This is a genomic window from Agromyces sp. NPDC004153 (assembly GCF_053603635.1).
The window spans coordinates 1,902,389-1,919,518 of the sequence record NZ_JBSGFY010000001.1 but is presented as its reverse complement, the minus strand read 5'-3'; the positions used below and the strand labels follow the sequence as shown (position 1 = coordinate 1,919,518).

The 17,130-nt window shown below is 71.0% G+C and carries 16 protein-coding genes; 6 read left to right on the top strand and 10 right to left on the bottom strand.

Going from position 1 to position 17,130, the window contains the following annotated elements; all coding sequences use genetic code 11:
• Positions 1-36: 36 nt before the first annotated feature.
• From ACWEOH_RS08950 to ACWEOH_RS08925, 6 genes are all read right to left on the bottom strand, one after another.
• Positions 37-639, bottom strand: coding sequence for a nucleoside deaminase (locus ACWEOH_RS08950; protein WP_452030138.1), 603 nt, complete (start codon positions 637-639; stop codon positions 37-39).
• A gap of 11 nt (positions 640-650) precedes the next feature.
• A complete protein-coding gene (locus tag ACWEOH_RS08945; RefSeq protein ID WP_452030136.1) occupies positions 651-3,845 on the bottom strand; it encodes an ExeM/NucH family extracellular endonuclease in 3,195 nt (1,064 codons plus the stop codon).
• A gap of 159 nt (positions 3,846-4,004) precedes the next feature.
• A complete protein-coding gene (locus tag ACWEOH_RS08940; RefSeq protein WP_452030134.1) occupies positions 4,005-4,805 on the bottom strand; it encodes an ABC transporter permease in 801 nt (266 codons plus the stop codon).
• Positions 4,806-4,814: 9 nt separating this feature from the next.
• The gene (locus tag ACWEOH_RS08935; protein ID WP_452030132.1) at positions 4,815-5,729 is read right to left on the bottom strand and encodes an ABC transporter permease; all 915 of its coding nucleotides are present in this window, start codon (positions 5,727-5,729) and stop codon (positions 4,815-4,817) included.
• A gap of 87 nt (positions 5,730-5,816) precedes the next feature.
• Positions 5,817-6,995, bottom strand: a complete 1,179-nt coding sequence (locus ACWEOH_RS08930; protein WP_452030130.1) for an ABC transporter substrate-binding protein — start codon at positions 6,993-6,995, stop codon at positions 5,817-5,819.
• Positions 6,996-7,080: 85 nt separating this feature from the next.
• Entirely contained in the window at positions 7,081-8,130 is a 1,050-nt protein-coding gene (locus ACWEOH_RS08925; RefSeq protein WP_452030128.1) for an ABC transporter ATP-binding protein, read from the bottom strand.
• A gap of 117 nt (positions 8,131-8,247) precedes the next feature.
• Here ACWEOH_RS08925 and ACWEOH_RS08920 point away from each other — a divergent pair, with 117 nt between their 5' ends.
• From ACWEOH_RS08920 to ACWEOH_RS08905, 4 genes are all read left to right on the top strand, one after another.
• Entirely contained in the window at positions 8,248-9,054 is an 807-nt protein-coding gene (locus ACWEOH_RS08920; RefSeq protein ID WP_148733146.1) for a FadR/GntR family transcriptional regulator, read from the top strand.
• Positions 9,051-9,860, top strand: a complete 810-nt coding sequence (locus ACWEOH_RS08915) for a PDC sensor domain-containing protein (RefSeq protein WP_452030126.1) — start codon at positions 9,051-9,053, stop codon at positions 9,858-9,860. The genes ACWEOH_RS08920 and ACWEOH_RS08915 overlap by 4 nt, the downstream gene beginning before the upstream one ends.
• A gap of 38 nt (positions 9,861-9,898) precedes the next feature.
• Entirely contained in the window at positions 9,899-10,453 is a 555-nt protein-coding gene (locus tag ACWEOH_RS08910) for a hypothetical protein (RefSeq protein ID WP_452030124.1), read from the top strand.
• A 203-nt stretch (positions 10,454-10,656) separates the two neighbouring features.
• Positions 10,657-12,570, top strand: a complete 1,914-nt coding sequence (locus ACWEOH_RS08905; RefSeq protein WP_452030123.1) for a substrate-binding domain-containing protein — start codon at positions 10,657-10,659, stop codon at positions 12,568-12,570.
• Between the two features lie 75 nt (positions 12,571-12,645).
• Here ACWEOH_RS08905 and ACWEOH_RS08900 read toward each other — a convergent pair whose 3' ends face one another.
• The gene (locus ACWEOH_RS08900; RefSeq protein ID WP_452030122.1) at positions 12,646-13,305 is read right to left on the bottom strand and encodes a TetR/AcrR family transcriptional regulator; all 660 of its coding nucleotides are present in this window, start codon (positions 13,303-13,305) and stop codon (positions 12,646-12,648) included.
• Positions 13,306-13,410: 105 nt separating this feature from the next.
• Between ACWEOH_RS08900 and ACWEOH_RS08895 the strand changes: the two genes are divergently transcribed.
• Positions 13,411-14,316 carry an alpha/beta hydrolase family protein gene (locus tag ACWEOH_RS08895; protein WP_452030120.1) on the top strand — a complete coding sequence of 302 codons (906 nt, stop codon included), beginning with the start codon at positions 13,411-13,413 and terminating at the stop codon, positions 14,314-14,316.
• 26 nt (positions 14,317-14,342) lie between these two features.
• Here ACWEOH_RS08895 and ACWEOH_RS08890 read toward each other — a convergent pair whose 3' ends face one another.
• Positions 14,343-15,332 (bottom strand): Gfo/Idh/MocA family protein, encoded by a 990-nt coding sequence (locus tag ACWEOH_RS08890; protein WP_452030118.1) that lies wholly within the window; start codon positions 15,330-15,332, stop codon positions 14,343-14,345.
• A 113-nt stretch (positions 15,333-15,445) separates the two neighbouring features.
• Here ACWEOH_RS08890 and ACWEOH_RS08885 point away from each other — a divergent pair, with 113 nt between their 5' ends.
• Positions 15,446-16,201 carry a sirohydrochlorin chelatase gene (locus tag ACWEOH_RS08885; RefSeq protein ID WP_452030116.1) on the top strand — a complete coding sequence of 252 codons (756 nt, stop codon included), beginning with the start codon at positions 15,446-15,448 and terminating at the stop codon, positions 16,199-16,201.
• A gap of 6 nt (positions 16,202-16,207) precedes the next feature.
• Here the strand turns inward: ACWEOH_RS08885 and ACWEOH_RS08880 are convergent, their stop codons facing one another.
• Together ACWEOH_RS08880 and ACWEOH_RS08875 are read right to left on the bottom strand one after the other, a co-directional pair.
• Positions 16,208-16,543, bottom strand: a complete 336-nt coding sequence (locus ACWEOH_RS08880) for a winged helix-turn-helix domain-containing protein (RefSeq protein ID WP_452030114.1) — start codon at positions 16,541-16,543, stop codon at positions 16,208-16,210.
• Positions 16,540-16,968, bottom strand: a complete 429-nt coding sequence (locus tag ACWEOH_RS08875; protein WP_452030112.1) for a hypothetical protein — start codon at positions 16,966-16,968, stop codon at positions 16,540-16,542. The genes ACWEOH_RS08880 and ACWEOH_RS08875 overlap by 4 nt, the downstream gene beginning before the upstream one ends.
• Positions 16,969-17,130 lie beyond the last annotated feature (162 nt).

Here is a 17,130-nt window from a genome sequence, read left to right as displayed (position 1 = left end):
CTCCGTCCGGCTGCAGCGCGAGGCGCGGCCGCAGGGCTACACGCCGCCGGCCCCGCGCGCGTTGTAGACGACGGCGTCCGAGGCGCCGAACGCGCGGAACACCTCGATCGCGTCGTCGTGCCCGACGCCGACCGAGACGCGGATGCCGCGCCGCTCGAACTCCCCGATCCAGTCGTCGGGCATCGGCCCCTCGTCGAACCCCGTGAGCTCGTCGACCTCCGAACCCTCGCCGGCGATGAGCAGCGACCGCACGCCCGACCACATCGTCGCGCCGTAGCACATGACGCACGGCCGCCAGTTGACGACGAGCTCGAGGTCGGCGTCGTCGGCCCCGAGATCCCAGCGTCCGAGCCGCCGCTGCGCGAGGCTCAGCGCCATGACCTCGGCGTGGAGCGAGCTGAGGCCTGAGGCGAGCACGACGTTGACCCCGACCGAGACGAGGGCACCGGATGCCGCGTCGACGACGATCGCGGCGAACGGGCCGCCGTTGCCCGCCCGCCAGTTCTGGTCGGCGAGGCGGTTGGCGAGCGCCATCCGCTCCGCTTCGGTCTCGAGCGGGGCGTTCGCGGCGAGGGTCGGGAGTTCCTCGACCAGCCACGAGGGCAGCGACGCCCGGAACTCACTCGCGACGCTGTCCATGTCCCGTCACCTCACGGTGCCACGCGGATGGTGACCGTCTGGGTCGTGGCGTTGCCCGAGTCGTCGGTCGCTTCGAACGTTACCGCGTAGGTCGCCCCCTGGCGAGCGAGCACCTCGACCTCGGTGTCCGAGACCTTGCGGATCTCGGCCTTGTGGCCGGTGGCCTCGACGCCCACGATCTCCACCGTGACGTCGGCGTCGACGTTGTCGATCGCCACGACGTCGAACGTGATCGAGCGCCACCTGGCGTCGGGCGGGAAGACCACGTCGTCGGAGGCGGTCACGTCGAGCTCGGGCGCGATGACGTCGAGATCGAGCCCCACGACCACGGGATCGTGGTCACTCGACCGCCACTCGTCAGGGGCGAAGAGCGCGTCCTGCGCCGGCTTCTTGAACGTCATGTCGTAGTCGATCAGGCTCGGCTCGTCGGAGTTGATGTGCCACGGCTCGGCGCCCGTGACGCGGTCGACGATGCCGGTGCCGCCGAGCGCGTAGTCGAGGTACCCGAGCTGGCCGTCGAACACGTACGAGTACGCGTCCTCGCCCTGGAACTCGTGCACGAGGTCGGTGTACCCGGCCGCGCGGAACGCATCGATCGGGTCCTCCTTGTCGTAGGAGTTCAGGTCGCCCATGACGAGCTCGTTGCCGGCTCCCTGGCCCGTGGGGTCGCCGGCCAGCCACTCCGAGAGCGCCACCGCGGCCTTCGTGCGGGTGAGGTTGCAGTTGCCGGAACCGTCGCCGGTGTCGGGGTCGCCGACGTCGTCGCAGTCGGACCCCTTCGACTTCAGGTGGTTCACGACGACCGTGACCTCGCCTCCGGCCTGGAGGTCCGTGAAGGTCTGCGCGAGCGCCGGACGATTGAAGTCGGTGTCGAAGTCGGGGTCGACCGACGAGTCGAGCACGGCGTGGTCGCCCACGGGCGCCACCTGTGACGGCTTGTAGATGAGCGCCGTCGTGATGACGTCGGTTCCCAGCTCACCCGTCGAGATGAAGTCGTACGTGCCCTCGCCCATTTCGACGTTGAGCGCGTCGACCAGGGTGCCGACGGCGACATCGCCGTTGTTCTCGATCTCGATGAGGCCGACGATGTCGGCGTCGATCGCTGCGATCGCCGCGACGATCTTCGCCTCCTGGCGGTCGAACTCGGCGGCGTCGTTCGCGCCGCGCGAGCCCAGCGTCGTGAAGTAGTTGAGCACGTTGAAGCTCGCGACCTTCGTCGTGCCGCCGACCTCGGGCACCGGGTTGGCCGTGCGCGTGTTCACGGCCTGGTAGTCGGCGCCCTGGGTGGGCTGAACGGCCCAAGTGTCGAAGCGGTAGTCGAGCACGCCGGTCGCGTTCGCGACGAGGTCGCCACCGCGGAAGGAGTTCTCGAGCGTGAACGTCTCGCCGTTCGGGTGGATTGCCGGGTCGGGGTTCTCCTCGCTGCGGCCGTCGTCGAGCGTGATGGAGTCGAGTGCGTTCGCCGCAGCCAGGTCGATCGCGGGCTGTCCGGGCTCGACGACCGCGGTGGGCGTCAGGTGGCGCTCGCTGCCGAGCGTGACCGTGCCGAAGCGCCCGTACTCGAAGAACTCGAGGATCGACAACGACTGCGGCAGCGTGACGCGCATGCCCTCGAGCGGCTCGTAGACATCGGGCGACGCCGCCGGCAGGGTGATCGCGGCGGGAGCGGGAAGCTGAGCACCGTGGTCGCAGGCCGAGTTCGCGGTCGCCGTGACTTCCGTCATGCCGAAGAACTCGCTCACGGTGCCGGCGATGTGCACCACGTCGCCTGCGGCGACGTCGAGGCCGGTCGGAGCGTACACGAAGATGCCGTCGGACGTCGCGGCGTTCCCGTCACCGGCATCCTGCAGGTAGTAGCCGTCGAAGCCGCCGACCTGGAAGTCGCCGGTCACGACGCCCTCGATCTCGACGGATGCACCGGCCACCGGCGACGCGGCGCCGGTGCCCTGCACGGATCCGATCGTCACGACCGGGGCCGCGCAGTCGGCCGGAGGCAGCGGCACGATCACGACCGTGAGGGAGTTGCGGACGCCGGGAGTGTTCGCCGCCTCGCCGCTGACGAGCGTGCCGGTGTTGCCGGGGATGCCGGCCTTGTCGAAGTCGTTGCGCACCCAGTCGGCCGTCGAGTCGGTGTCGGCGCCGTCGGGGATCCGCGACGCCGCGCCGACCGGGAACGCGCCCCCGTCGTACGCGGCGGTGAGCACCGTGTTCCCGTAGGCCCGGTCGCTCGCGCCGCCGTCGTGGACCGCGACCGAGTCGACGATCGCGAGCCCGTCGACCGCATCGATCACGCCGTCGTCGTCGGCGTCGAGGTCGTTCCCGAGCGCCCCCGCGAAACCGGTGACGAGCAGCAGCGACATCGTGCCGTTCTCGAGGGCGTTGGCGGGCAGCCAGGCGAGGGCGCGGCCCTCGTCGTCAGGGGCGCCGAACGAGACGACCTCGTCGACCACGCCGAGGGAGGTGCCGGCGTCGCCCTCGATCTCGAGGACGCGGACGCCGCCCAGGTCGGTGCCGGGCTCGGCGAGCAGCTCCACGTACTCGACGTCGGTGCCGGCGGTCGACGCGGAGAACTCGTTGATCACCGTCGGCTGCGGCCCCGCCTCGCCGCAAGTGTGCGTTCCGAGCCCGTCGAACGTGTTCGAGGCGAAGCCCACCCATTCCGCGGCGGGGTCGAACGCGTCGGTCGGGTCGGTGTCGCCGGTGCACACGGTCTCTGCGCGGCGGAGCGTGTTGTCCTGGGTCGAGGTCAGTCCGGTGCCCCATTCGGCGCCAGGATCGACGCCGACCTGCCCGATCGAGTCGACCACGGTCGTGCCCTTCGAGAGGACGAGCGCGTCATTGCCGTTCCACAGGCCGGCACCGCTCGTCTGGTCGGCCACCGCGAGGATCCCCGCCGCCGACGACGCGTGCGCGAAGACGAAGGCGTCCCCCGCTGCGAGGGTCCCCGTGAGGGCCACGCTGAGGCTGGCGGACGAGCTGCCGTTGGAGTACTGGCGGAGGGTGTACTGGCCGAGGTCCACGGATGCCCCGGTGGGGTTGTAGATCTCGATCGCCTTGTTGTTCGACGAACCTTCGACGTACTCGCTGATGAACACCTCGGAAGGAGCGGCGGCCTCGGCCGCCGCCGCCGGAGCGGCGGCCAGGCCGACGGCGAGCAGCGAAGCTGCGGCGATCATGACGGTGACAGAGCGGACGGACCGGATCATCGGAGCTCCCCAGCTTCATCGCGCGGGGTGCCCACTGCCCCCGAGACGTCGCCAGACTAGGCGACCGACGGCGAGCGGTGGAAGGGTCCCGAGGGTGAAGCGTCGGTGAATCGCGCCGATGTGCGTTGCGGCGCGGCATCCGTGCACATCTGAGCAGGCTTACCGACGCTGCTGCTCCGAACCCGACAGCCGCTGCGCGATGTAGATCGGCACGATCGAGACGACGACGAGGACGACCGCGATCACCGACACGATCGGTGCCTGGTTCGGCCGGAACATGTTGTTCAGGATGAAGATCGGCAGCGTCGTCACGCCCGAGCCGGCGGTGAACGTCGTCACGATGATCTCGTCGAACGAGAGCGCGAAGGCGAGGAGGCCACCTGCGAGGAGCGCCGACCGCAGCTGCGGGAACGTCACGAGCCGGAAGGTGGTCCAGACGCCGGCGCCGAGGTCGCTCGACGCCTCCTCGAGGTTGGTGCCCTGCCGGCGCAGGCGCGCGATGACGTTGTTGAACACCGTCACGATGCAGAACGTCGCGTGCGCGATGACGACCGTCCAGATCGACAGCGGGACGCCCATGATCGTGCGGAAGAAGTTGTTCAGCGCGATACCGGTGATGATGCCGGGCAGCGCGATCGGCAGGATCACGAGCAGGCTGATCGCGTCGCGGCCGAAGAACGAGAACCGCTGCAGCGCAAGCGAGATGAGCGTGCCCAGGATCAGCGAGATGACCGTGGCGATCGCCGCGATCTGCACGCTCGTCCAGACCGCCTCGACCGCGCCCGCGCTCTGGAAGGCGCGGCCCCACCACTCCAGCGTGAAGCCGGGCGGCGGCCAGGTCAGCGACGTCGAGGTCGAGAAGGAGTTCACGAGCACGACGAAGAGGGGCACGTAGACCACGAGGAGGATCAACGCCGTGACGACGGCGAGGATCGTGCGGGAGAGCCGTGAGAGTCGCATCCGTCGCCCCTAGAGGTTGTCGAGGGCGCCGGTGCGGCGCACGAGGAAGAGGTAGCCGAAGATGATCACGATCGGGATGAGCGCGATCGCCGACGCGAGCGGCAGGTTGTTCGCCGCGCCCACGTTCGTGTAGACGAGGTTTCCGAGCATCTGGCTGGCGCCGCCCACGATGTTCACCGTGATGTAGTCGCCGAGCGAGAGCGCGAAGCTGAAGATCGTGCCCGCGATGATGGCCGGGAAGATGAGCGGCAGCACGATGAGCCGCAACGTCGGCCAGGTCTTGCCGCCGAGGTCGCCGGATGCCTCGAGCAGCGAGTCGGGCACCCGCTCGAGTCCTGCGTAGATCGGCAGGATCACGTAGGGCAGCCAGAGGTACGACAGCGTGATGATCGTCGCCGAGAGCCCGTAGCCGGGGGTGTGCCCGCCGAACGGCGAGAGGAGCCACTCGAGGATGCCGTCCTGCGAGAGGACGGAGCGCCACGCATACGCCTTGACGAGGTACGACGCCCAGAGCGGGGTCAGCACCATGATGACGAGCACGCGCTGCATGCGCGGCGAGGCGACCTTCGCCATGAAGAACGCGATGGGCAGCGCGAGCAGCACGTCGATGAGCGTGACGAGCAGCGCGACGCCGAGGGTGCGCAGCGTCACGACCTGGTACAGCGAGCCGGTGACGACCTCGATGATGTTGTCGAGCGTGAACTCGGTCGTGATCTCGCCTGTGAAGCTGTCGACCGACCAGAACGCGGTGACGAGCAGCAGGGCGAGCGCCACGATGTAGACGACGACGAGCCAGAACAGCGGCGCGGTCAGCAGGAAGGCCAGTCGCGCCCTGGGATGGGTCGCGAGGAAGGCCGACCCCTTCCGCGCGAACGTGTCGCGGGGGGATCGGAGCGGTTGCCTCGTCGGGGCGTTCGTCGTCATGCGGCGTTCCTGTCGGACGGTCTTCCGTCGTGGATGGGGAGGAAGGGGCGGCCCGTTCGGGTCCGGGCCGCCCCGGTCATGCGGGCGTCAGCCCTTGATCTCCTGCCAGGCCTCGGTCCAGGCCGCGTAGTCGACGCACGTCACATCGGTGCGACCGTCGACGCAGTCCTCGATCGGGGTGGTCCAGTACCAGATCTGCGACGCGTAGTCGGCGTCACCGGCGTGGTACGCCTCGCAGTCGTCGCGGTACTCGCAGGCCTCGTCGCTCGAGGGCGCCTCGCCGAAGTACGCGGTGGCCGTGGCGTTCGCCTCGGGGCTGGCGATGTAGTCGAGCCACGCGTACGCGCAGTTCGGGTTCTTCGCCTGCGACGAGATCATCCACGTGTCCGACCAGCCGGTCGCGCCCTCCTCGGGCAGGACGACGTCGGTCGTCGCGCCCTCGGACGCGAGCACGTTCTGGATGACCTGCCAGGTCGTGCCGACCACCGAGTCGCCGGTCGTGAAGGCCTGGATCTCCTTGAGGTAGTCCGACCAGTATTCGCCAACGTGCTCGCGCTGGGCCTTCAGCAGGTCGACGGAGGCCTGGAACTGCTCCTCGTCGAGGGCGTAGGGGTTCTCGATGCCGAGCTCGGGCTGGTGCGCCATCAGGTACACCGCGGCATCCGCGATGTAGATGGGCGAGTCGTACGCGGTGACCTTGCCGGAGTAGTCGCCGGCCTTGTCGAACACGACGTCCCACGAGGTCGGGGCCTCGGGGAAGACCGTCGTGTTGTACATGAGCAGGTTCGCGCCGTAGCCGTGCGGCACGCCGTAGGGCACGCCGTCGACCGAGTTCCACTCCTTCTCCTTGAGGAAGTCGTAGATGTTGGCGTAGTTCGGGATGAGGTCGGTGTTCACGGGAGCCACGTCGCCCGCGGCGATGAGCCGCAGGGTCGCGTCGCCCGAGGCCGACACCACGTCGTACTCGCCGGTCTTCATGAGGTTCACGGCCTCGTCGGAGGTGCCGAAGGTCTTGACCGTCACCTCGCAGCCCGTGTCCTCCTCGAACGGCGTCACCCAGTCGACCTCGGGGTCGTTCGAGCCGTCCTCGACGTAGCCGGGCCACGCGAGGATCGAGACCTGGCCCTCCATCTCGCCGAGCTCCTCGGCGGCCTCGCCGCCTCCGGATCCGGACCCGCCGGACGTTCCACAGGCCGTGAGCAGTGCGACCGAGGCGATCGCGAGCCCCACGGTCGCGCCGCGAGCGGCGGTGCGCATTCGCATCATGGTTCTCTCCTTGTTCTGTGCAGTGCAGGTGGTGCGGTGATGTGCAGTTGCAGGTGCGTTGGGCTTGGTCCGGCCGGCGGATGCCTCAGCCGGAGATCCCGGGGAGCACGCCCGGTCCCAGCGGCACGACGTCGTCGTCGTGCCATGAGACGACCACCCGGTCGCCGCGCTCGTCGTCGTGGACGCGATCGCGGTCGTTCTGTTCGAGCACGCTGACGCGCGTGCCGTCGTCGAGGTCGACGACGAGGCGCACGCCGCTGCCGAGGTAGATGGCCTCCACGACGGTGCCCGCGACGTTCACGACGCCCGCGCCCTGCAGGCCGTCGCGCGTGACGGTCATCTTCTCGGGGCGGACCGAGTGGTGGCCGTCGCGTCCGAGGATCGTGCGCGAGCGCTCGTCGTCGAAGAGGTTGGAGGTGCCGACGAAGTCGGCCACGAAGCGGGAGGTGGGCTGCTCGTAGAGCTCGGCGGGGGTGCCGAGCTGTTCGATGCGGCCCGCGTTGAACACCGCGATCCGGTCGGAGAGCGTGAGCGCCTCCTCCTGGTCGTGGGTCACGAAGATGAACGTGATGCCGAGGTCGCGCTGGATCTGCTTGAGCTCGACCTGCATCTGCTCGCGGAGCTTGAGGTCGAGGGCGCCGAGCGGCTCGTCGAGCAGCAGCACCTTCGGCTCGACGACGGTGGCCCGGGCGAGCGCGACGCGCTGGCGCTGGCCGCCTGAGAGCTGCGAGGGCTTGCGGTCGGCCATCTGCTCGAGGCGCACGGAGGCGAGGGCCCGACGGGCGCGCTCGTTGCGCTCCTTGCGGCCGATGCCGCGCACGCGCAGGCCGTAGGCCACGTTGTCGAGCACGTTCATGTGCGGGAACAGCGCGTAGTCCTGGAACACCGTGTTCACGTCGCGGTCGAACGGCGCGCGCTTGGTCACGTCGGTGCCGAAGAGCTCGATCGTGCCCGAGGTGGGCTGCTCGAACCCGGCGATGAGCCGCAGCACGGTGGTCTTGCCCGAGCCCGAGGGCCCGAGCATGGAGAAGAACTCGCCCGCCGCGATCTCGAGGTCGACGTGGTCGACGGCGGTGACGGCGCCGAACTCCTTGGTGAGTCCGGTGAGCCGGATGGCCGGCTGCTGGTCGGTCATGACGCTCTCCCCTTCGATGTGCGTTCGTCTAAATCATATGGATCCAGATGTCTACGTCCAGTCCTGCGTGTTACGGTCTTGTCACGGATTTCCAGACGCCGGGTACGGGAGGAACGGATGCCGCAGGCGACGGGCCGCGCAGATGCCACGCGCGCGGTCGTGTTCTCGCCGCTCGACGGGGCCGGCCGGGCCGAACTCGTGGAGCAGCGGTTGACCGACGCGATCGTCGCCGGCGTGCTGCGCGACGGCGAGCGCCTGCCGAGCGAGTCCGACCTCGCGCGCAGCCTCGGCGTCGCCGTCGTCACCGCGCGCGAGGCGCTCGTCGCCCTACGCGATAAGGGCCTCGTGCAGACCCGGCGCGGCCGCGACGGCGGCAGTTTCGTCACCCACGACCGCGACGCCGCCAGCCGCATGGTCGACGACCGCGTTCGCGCCCTCAGCCGCATCGAGCTGCGCGACCTCTCCCTGCACTACGCGGCGATCGCCGGCATGGCGGCCGAGATCGCCGCCGACCGCGCGAGCGAGGACGACCTCACGAGCCTCGTCGAGATCGACGCCCGCGCCGACCTCACGACCCCCGGCGGAGCCCGCCGCGCGGTCGGCCGATTCCAGCTCGAGGTGGCCGCGGTGAGCCAGTCGCCGCGGCTCGTGCACGAGGAGCTGCGCCTGCAGGCGGAGGCCGGGGCCTTGCTCTGGCTGTGCATGAGGGAGCAGGATTCACGTGATCGCAGTCGCACCGCCCGGCTCGAGGTCATCCAGGCGATCCGCGACGTGCAGCCAGAACGTGCACGGCGCGCGACCACCGACCACATCGCGTCGGCCGTGGAGTGGCTCATCGACGAGAAGGTGCGCCTCGAGCAGGCGCCGACGCCGGATGCCGCCGAGGCATCCGGGGGTGCGACACCGGAAGGAGGGAGGCCATGACCGTCACCGTCGACGTCGCCGCGGAGCACATCGCGCGGCGCATCGCCTCCACGATCGACCCCGTCTTCGCCATGATCGACGGCTGGCGGGACGTGCTCGAGCGCGAGCTCGAGGGCCCGTTCGCGGGTGCGCTGACCGGGGCATCCGACCCCAGTGCGGCGACCCTCGACCCCATCGTCGCCGCCCTCGTCAGCGCCGAGCTCGAGCGCGACGGCACGCTCATCACGGGTGCGGGCTTCGTCGCAGCACCCGGATTCCTCGCCGACGCCCCCTGGCACCTGGCCTGGTGGCTCAGCGGCACGAACACCTTCGGCGCCGGACCCGACGCGAAGCTGCGACGATTGGAGGTCGTGAGCGATCCCGATTCCGAGCAGTTCCGCGACTACACGACCCTCGAGTGGTGGCGCGTTCCCGCGCGCACCGGGACGCGGCACCTCACCGGTCCCTACGTGGACTACCTCTGCACCGACGACTACACGGTCACGATCACCACGCCGGTGCGCGTGGGCGGCGAGATGGCGGGCCTCGTGGGCACCGACCTCTACGTCGCGCGACTCGAGCGCGTGCTGCTGCCGGTGATCCGGGAGTCGGGGCATCCGTGCACCCTCGTGAACTCGTCGGGACGCATCGTGGCGTCGACCGACGCGCGCCGGGCCACCGGCGCGCTCCTGCGCCTCGACGGCCTCGCCGATGCGCTCATGCCGCTGCGCGACGACGCCACGGCAACGGATGCCGCGAGCCTCCCGGGCGGCGAAGCCGTCGTCCCGTGCGGGGACACCTCGCTCGCACTCGTGCTCGAAGCGTGACGGCGCTCGGCCGCAACGGACGAGGGGTGGGCTCGGCCGTGACGATCACGATCCGCGAGAAGCGGCGCCGCCGGCAACGGCAGCGTGCGCTCGCCTACATCGGGGTGACCGCCGCATGGGTGCTCTCGATCTGGGTGAGCCAGCTGCTCTCCCCGCCCGACTGGCTGCACGTCATCGCCCTGTTCGGGCACCTCGCCGCGCTCGTCGTCGGGCTCGGGGCGGTGCTCGCGATCGACTGGCATGCACTGCTCTGGGCCACCGGCTGGAGCTCGGTGCGCGAGCTCCGGCAGGCCGACCGCACGCTCATCATTCCGATCTGGGTGGGCCTGTTCGGGCTGCTCGCGACCGGCGCGCTGCTCGAGCCGCACCTCGACAGTCCGCTCACGATCATCAAGATGGTCGCGGTGCTCGTGCTGTCGCTCAACGGGGTCGCACTCACCCGCTGGACGGCCGATCTCGCGCGCGTTCCACCGACGGCTCGGTACGCCCAACTGCCCAAGGCGGCGCGCGTCGGGTTCATGACGAGCGCGATCGTCTCGCAGGTCGCGTGGTGGACCGCGGTGTTCATCGGCATGCTGAATGCCACGACCTGAGCCTGCGCGACGCGACGACCTGAACGCCGCCCGAATGCTTCCTGTGTGCACGCTCGGCTTCTCCACAGGCTTCTGAGATAGGCTCACGACGATCCCAGTACCCCCGGACTGAAGGATTCTTCGATGCGCCACGCATTGGACGCCCGTTCCGCTCGCACTGACCGCCCGCCCTACACCGGCCCGTGGCGGTTCGAGGCGACGCCATGAGCGCGGGCCTGCCGTCGCGCAGCAGCGACCGGCGACAGCTTCGCGAGGAGCGCCGCCGGCGCCGCCGGCGGGTCGTCTGGGGCTCCACGGCCGCCGTGGCCGCCATCGTGCTGCTCGCGGCCGGCGGCGTGACCGCGGCCGTGCTCATGAACCAGGGCGACGGCCAACCCGAGACCACCGCGTCGACGCCCAAGCCCGCCGAGCCCGTCGTCTTCGAGGACGACGAGCCCGCCGCCGCCCAGGGCGCCGAGCCGTGCACGCCGGTGAAGGTCATGGCCTCCCTCGAGAACGCCGAGATGGTCACCAAGCTCGCCGAGGGCTACAACGCGCAGCCCCGCGACGTCGAGGGCAACTGCGTCAGCGTGGCGGTCGTCAAGGACAAGTCGGGCATCGCCGCCGAGGACGCTGCCGCCAACTTCAAGGACCTGCCCGAAGACGAGCGGCCCATCGTCTGGATCCCCGACGCGAGCTCGTGGCTCTCCGTCGCGCGCTACGGCGGCGGCGGTGCGAGCGTGCCGAAGGCGGCCGACAGCATCGGGTACTCCGACATCGTGCTGGCCATGCCGCAGTCGCTCGCGACCGCGATCGGATGGGACCAGGAGCGCCCCACGTGGGACGAGATCTTCGGGGCGGCCGACGACGCGAACCTCTGGACCGACCTCGGCCACCCCGAATGGGGCGCCTTCAAGCTCGGCAAGACGAGTCCGCTGATCGCGAGCTCGGGCGAGGCCGCGCTGCTGGCCTCGTACGGCGCGGCCGCCGGGTCCCTCGCCGACCTCACGTCCGACCAGATCGAAGACGAAGAGGTCACCGACGAGGTGCGCCAGCACGAGCTGAGCACCAGTCACTACATGGCGACGCCCGAGCACTTCCTCTGGCACGCGCGCCAGGCGGCCGACACCGGCTCCGTCGCCGACTTCCTCTCCGCGGTGATCGTCGACGAGAAGTCCGTGTGGGACTACAACCGCGGCATCACGAGCCGCGACGGCGTCAACCGCATCGAGAGCACGCCGCCCGCCGAGCCGCTCGTGCCGATCTACCCGAGCGACGGCTACTACATCGCCGACAACCCGGGCGCCGTGCTCTCCGGTCCCTGGGTCGACGAGACCGAGACGGCCGCCGGCGCGGACTTCATCCGGTACGCCCGCACCAGCCAGGGACAGCAGATCGTTCGCGACACGGGCTACCGCGACCTCAACGGCGGACTGAGCCCGATCGTCCAGTCGGTCGGCCTGCTCGGCGACCCGACCGAAGACGGCGGCCTCCCCTTCCCGTCCCAGCGCGTGGTCGTCGCGGCGCACGAGGCGTTCCCCGACGTGCGCAAGCGCGCCCAGCTGCTGTTCCTCGTCGACGTGTCGGGCTCGATGGAGGAGCCCATCGCGACCGGCGAGACGAAGCTCGCCGCCGCGAAGGACGCCATCACCGAGGCGCTCGGGCACTTCTCGGGCGGCGACAACCTCGGCCTCGCCGCGTTCTCGTCGATCGACGACGGCCCGATCACGCCCGGCAACGTGAGCCCCGTGCAGGACATCGGCGAATCCCGCCCCGACTTCCTGCGCGCACTCGGCGGCCTGCAGCCGATCGAGTTCACCCCGCTCTACGCGGCGGTCGACACGTTCGCCAAGGAGCAGGCGGCCAACTTCCAGCCCGACCGCATCAACGCGATCGTGCTGCTGAGCGACGGCAAGAACGAGACGATGACGCCGACGATCGACGCCAACCAGATGATCGCGAACCTGAAGGCGCTGCACCACGACACCCCGGTGCTCATCTTCACGCTGGCGTACGGCGCCGATGCGGATGTCGCGACGCTGCAGTCGATCTCGAGCGCCACAGGTGCGCACTACTACGACGCCACCGACCCGACCAAGGTCAGCGACGTGCTGGGCGACCTCGTCACGAGCTTCTAGTCGCGGACCGGCGTCGGCCGGCGCCTCGTCGATCGTGCCCGGTTGCTGGAGGGCGCCGATCGGGCATGCGCCGCGTCAGGCGGCGAGGTCGTCGACGTCGAGGAATCGGCGCACGACGTCGTCGGCCGCACCGGCGGCGAGCAGTCGCGGCGCGATCGCGCGGCGGGCGAGCGCGTACGGCTCGGGCGACCCCGACATGACCGACTGCGCGTTGGCCGCGTCGAGGAGGGCGACGAACTCGAACGCGAGCAGCGCGGCATCCGTGCCCGCATCGAGCTCGCCCTGCTCGATCGCGTACCCGACCGAGATGCGCAGGTAGTCGTTCCAGCTCCGGTAGGCGGCGGCGATCGCGTCGCGCACGGGCCCGGGCTTGGCGTCGAAGTCGACGAGGGCGGCGGCGAAGAAGCAGCCGCCGGGGAAGACGCGGTCGCGCGAGTAGGCGATCCAGGCGTCGAGCAGGGCCGCGATGCGGCGCACGCCCCGCGGTTCGACGCGCGCGGGCTCGAGCACGTGCTCGCGGAACCGCTGCGCCGCGGCCTCGACCGTCGCGAGCTGCAGCCGCTCCTTCGAGCCGAACAGCGTGGCGACACCGCTCTTGCTCACGTCGGCCGCCGCCGCGAGCCGCCCGATCGAGAGCCCGTCGAGTCCTTCGACCGACGCGAGGTCGGCCGCGCGCTCGAGCACGGCGCGCCGCGACGCGTCGCCGCGAAGCCGTCGCCCGTCGACCTGGTCCATGTCTTGTATTTTACGCACGATCGTTCGTATAGTATACGTACGATCGTTCGTATTGATTGGACATCGTCCCGCGGATGCCGCGAGCCACGACCATCGGAGGCCGTCATGAACCCCGCCACCACCCTCGCCGTCTCGGCGCTCCGCGCCGCCGACCGCGTCTCCCCGTCGCTCGCCGGACGCCTGGCGCTGCCGCTGTTCCGCCAGGTGCGGCCGGTGCTGCCCGTCCGCTCGAGCGATCGGGCGGTGCACCAGCAGGCGTCACGCGGCACGATCACCGTGCGCGAGCGCGAGGTCGTGACGTACTCGTGGGGCCACGGGCCCGAGACCGTGCTCGTGGTGCACGGCTGGCGCGGCCGGGCCTCGCAGTTCGGGCCGATCGTCCGCGAGCTGCGCGCCGAGGGGTTCCGCGTCGTCGCATTCGACGCGCCGGCCAACGGCGCCTCCGCCGGGCGACGCACCGACATCCGCGACTACCTCGCCGGCATCGAGGCGATGCAACGCCGCTACGGCATGTTCCGTCTCGTGATCGGGCACTCGTTCGGCGCCCTCGCGGCACTCACGGCCGCGCGCGAGGGCACCGCAGCGGGCGGCGTCGTCGCGATCGCCGGCATGGGCGATGCCCGCTACCTCGTCGACTCGTTCGCCGAACGGGTCGGCATCGGACCCGCGAGCGCCGACGTGCTCGCCCGCGAGTTCGCGCGTCGGGTCGTTCCCGACGTGGCCGAGCCGTTCGCACGCGTCGACGCGGTGTCGAATCCGCTGCCCGACGGCGTGCCGCTGCTGCTCGTGCACGACCGCGCCGACCGCGAGGTCTCGGTCGGCGAGTCGCTACGCCTGCACGACGCCCACGGCGAGCGCTCGCGGCTCGTCCTCACCGACGGCGCGGGTCACGCGCGCGTGCTCGGCGCCGATCCGACGCTCGACGCCGTCACGGCGTTCGCGCTCGGCGGGCTCGCCGGCGTCGACGCGGCCGGCCTCGGCGCGGCGGTCGTGCCCGCGGCATCCGCCTGATCGGGAGGAGCTTCCCGCCGCGTGCGTCAGACCGCCGCGAGCACCGCGTCGACCGCGCGCATGACGCGCAGCGTCGCGGCATGGCTGCTGAGGTCGTGCTCGATCCGTCCGTCGCGCAGCGCCTCGGCGACCGCCTCGAGCATCGGCACGTATCCGTTGCCGATCTTCGGGATCAGCACTTCCTCGCGGTCGAGCTCGACGCCGCCGACGGGGTGCTCGAGCACGAAGCCCTCGGTCGCCCAGAACGCGGGCAGGATCCGGATGCGGCCGGCGGTGCCGCCGATCCATGCGTCGCACGGCAGCAGTGAGCGCAGCGACGTCGCGAGCGTCGCCTGCCGACCGTCGGCGTAGCCCAGGAGCACGGCCAGCTCGCCGTCCACGACGGTCGGCGCGCCGTCGGGGCCGAGCCGCGAGCCCGTGGCCGCGAGCGACGTGTGCGGACCGAAGAGGAGGTCGGCGAGCGCGAGCGGGTAGACGCCCTGGTCGAGTGCCGAGCCGCCGCCGTGCTCCGCGTCCCAGAGCCGGTGCGTCGGATCGGGGATGACGAACCCGAACGTCGCGGCGAGGTTGCGCGGCTCGCCGATCGCGCCCTCGGCGAGCAGCGCGGCGACGCGGCGGATGGCGGGGTTGAACCGCATCCACATCGCCTCCATGAGGAAGACGCCGCGCTCGTGCGAGAGCGCGACGAGCTGCTCGGCCTCCGCGGCATCCATCGTGAACGCCTTCTCGAGGAGCACCGGCAGGTCGCGCTCCAGCGCGCGACGGGCGAGCTCGAAGTGGCTGTCGTGCGTGGTCGCGATGTAGACGAGGTCGAGGTCGTCGCGGCCGAGCAGGTCGTCGACCGATCCGGGGTGCGGGATGCCGCGGGCCTCCGCGAAGGCGCGCGTGCGCTCGCCGTCGCGCCCGGCGACGGCCACGAGCTCGAACGCGTCGAGGGCTCGGAAGTCGGGCACGATCATGTCGGACATCCAGCCGGTGCCGATGATGCCGACGCGGATGCGGGGAGGGTTCGCCATGGCGGCAACGCTAGCCGAGCCGAGGGATGCCGCGCCGAGCCGGCCGGCGTCGGAGCGACCCACCTCGAGGCGACCCGTCGAGCCGGCGGGCGAGCAGGTGCGAGCATGGTTCCATGGCGCAGCGCACCCCGGCCCTCGTGGGCATCTCGCACGGCACCTCGTCGCCCGAGGGGCAGCGCGCGGTGCGCGGCCTGCGCGACGCCGTCGCCCAGGCGGTGGCGCAGCGGCATCCGGATGCCCCGCCCAGCGTGCGACTCGGACACGTCGACGTCGAGCAGCCCGACGTGCCCGCGACCCTCGCCTCGCTCGACGCCGGCGAGCCCGCGGTGGTCGTGCCGCTGCTGCTCTCGGCGGGATACCACGTGTACGTGGACCTCACCGAGGCCGTCGCCGACGAGACGACCCGCGCGGTCGTGCTCGCCGGAGCGCTGGGTCCCGACGACCGGCTCGCGACCCTGCTCCTGCGCCGGCTCGAGGAGGCGGGCCTGCGTGACGACGACCGGATCGTGCTCGCCGTCGCCGGCTCGAGCGACCGGCGCGCCGTCGAGGACTGCCGCGACCAGGCCGCCCGTCTCGCCGCGGCATCCGGCCGGGAGATCGCCCTCGGGTTCCTCTCGGCGGCCGAGCCGCGGCTGCCCGAGGCGGTCACGGCGGCCCGGGCGGCGGCCGGTAATGGTGGTCGCGTCGTGGTCGCGAACTACCTGCTCGCCCCCGGCTACTTCGACGACCTCGCCCGTGCGGCGGGCGCCGACGTCACGGCGCAGCCGCTCCTGTTGCCCGACGAGCCGGCGCCGCAGGAGGTCGTCGAGGTCGTGCTCGACCGGTACCTCGCCGCAGCCGCCTCCTTCGGCGAGGCCCAGCCGGGGTGACGCCCGTCAGGCACCTTCGCGGGTGATGTCCCGCAGGGCCTCGAGATGGCGTGCGAACGCGTCGCGCCCGCTCGGCGTCACTCGCAGCCAGGTGCGCGGGCGCTTGCCGACGTACCCCTTCTGCACGGACACGAATCCGGCGACCTCCAGCACGGCGACCTGCTTGCTCAGGACCGAATCGCTCACCTCGACGGTGTCGCGGACGAACGCGAACTCGGCCGAGTCGGTCGCCGAGAGCGTCGCCATGATCGAGAAGCGAACGGCGTGCAGCAGCGACTGCTCGAGACGGTGGCGCGGGTGCTCGCCGCCGCCGGCGCTCGCGCCAGGCACGGTGGTCGTCATTCGCGGATCTCGAGCGCGATGCCGACCATGAGCGGCACGGCGCTCACCACCGCGATGGGCAGCCAGTACCCCAGCTGCCCGGGGAACAGCGGAAGGCCGATGCCCAGCGCCGCCCCGAGGACGACCAGCCAGACGAGGACGACGCGCCACCATCGCCGCAGCTGCGGCCGAGCGCCCGAGATGTCCGTCGCGAAGAACAACGCGGACACGCTCGTGATCACCGTGCCGAGGAGGCCCGAGAGCATGGCGACCCAGACCCAGTCGGTGCCGGCCGCGCCGACTCCGGTGAGGTAGAAGGCACTCGCCCCCGCGACGGCGGCGAGCCAGCCGACGACGTTCTGCGACGTGCGCGCCTGCACGAGGGCCTCGATGCGCTCGGCGTCGGCGAGCGACCGCGCGGCAGCGGACTCGCTCGGTTCGTTCATGGCGACCTCCTTGTCACTTTCCAGTCTGGCAAGTACTTTCTGTCAGGTCAAGGGCATCATCCGATCCCGCCCGAAACGGAGGCGATCGTCCCATTACCGCCTCGGCGTCGAGCGCAACCCCTCGTGTCGAACAACGACGCCATGTGACGCAATGCGACGGGC

Bases quoted from the DNA above. Each gene is read 5' to 3' on its own strand.
- ACWEOH_RS08950 (WP_452030138.1), bottom strand. From the start codon at position 639: ATGGACAGCGTCGCGAGTGAGTTCCGGGCGTCGCTGCCCTCGTGGCTG.
- ACWEOH_RS08945 (WP_452030136.1), bottom strand. From the start codon at position 3,845: ATGATCCGGTCCGTCCGCTCTGTCACCGTCATGATCGCCGCAGCTTCG.
- ACWEOH_RS08940 (WP_452030134.1), bottom strand. From the start codon at position 4,805: ATGCGACTCTCACGGCTCTCCCGCACGATCCTCGCCGTCGTCACGGCG.
- ACWEOH_RS08935 (WP_452030132.1), bottom strand. From the start codon at position 5,729: ATGACGACGAACGCCCCGACGAGGCAACCGCTCCGATCCCCCCGCGAC.
- ACWEOH_RS08930 (WP_452030130.1), bottom strand. From the start codon at position 6,995: ATGATGCGAATGCGCACCGCCGCTCGCGGCGCGACCGTGGGGCTCGCG.
- ACWEOH_RS08925 (WP_452030128.1), bottom strand. From the start codon at position 8,130: ATGACCGACCAGCAGCCGGCCATCCGGCTCACCGGACTCACCAAGGAG.
- ACWEOH_RS08920 (WP_148733146.1), top strand. From the start codon at position 8,248: ATGCCGCAGGCGACGGGCCGCGCAGATGCCACGCGCGCGGTCGTGTTC.
- ACWEOH_RS08915 (WP_452030126.1), top strand. From the start codon at position 9,051: ATGACCGTCACCGTCGACGTCGCCGCGGAGCACATCGCGCGGCGCATC.
- ACWEOH_RS08905 (WP_452030123.1), top strand. From the start codon at position 10,657: ATGAGCGCGGGCCTGCCGTCGCGCAGCAGCGACCGGCGACAGCTTCGC.
- ACWEOH_RS08900 (WP_452030122.1), bottom strand. From the start codon at position 13,305: ATGGACCAGGTCGACGGGCGACGGCTTCGCGGCGACGCGTCGCGGCGC.
- ACWEOH_RS08895 (WP_452030120.1), top strand. From the start codon at position 13,411: ATGAACCCCGCCACCACCCTCGCCGTCTCGGCGCTCCGCGCCGCCGAC.
- ACWEOH_RS08890 (WP_452030118.1), bottom strand. From the start codon at position 15,332: ATGGCGAACCCTCCCCGCATCCGCGTCGGCATCATCGGCACCGGCTGG.
- ACWEOH_RS08885 (WP_452030116.1), top strand. From the start codon at position 15,446: ATGGCGCAGCGCACCCCGGCCCTCGTGGGCATCTCGCACGGCACCTCG.
- ACWEOH_RS08880 (WP_452030114.1), bottom strand. From the start codon at position 16,543: ATGACGACCACCGTGCCTGGCGCGAGCGCCGGCGGCGGCGAGCACCCG.
- ACWEOH_RS08875 (WP_452030112.1), bottom strand. From the start codon at position 16,968: ATGAACGAACCGAGCGAGTCCGCTGCCGCGCGGTCGCTCGCCGACGCC.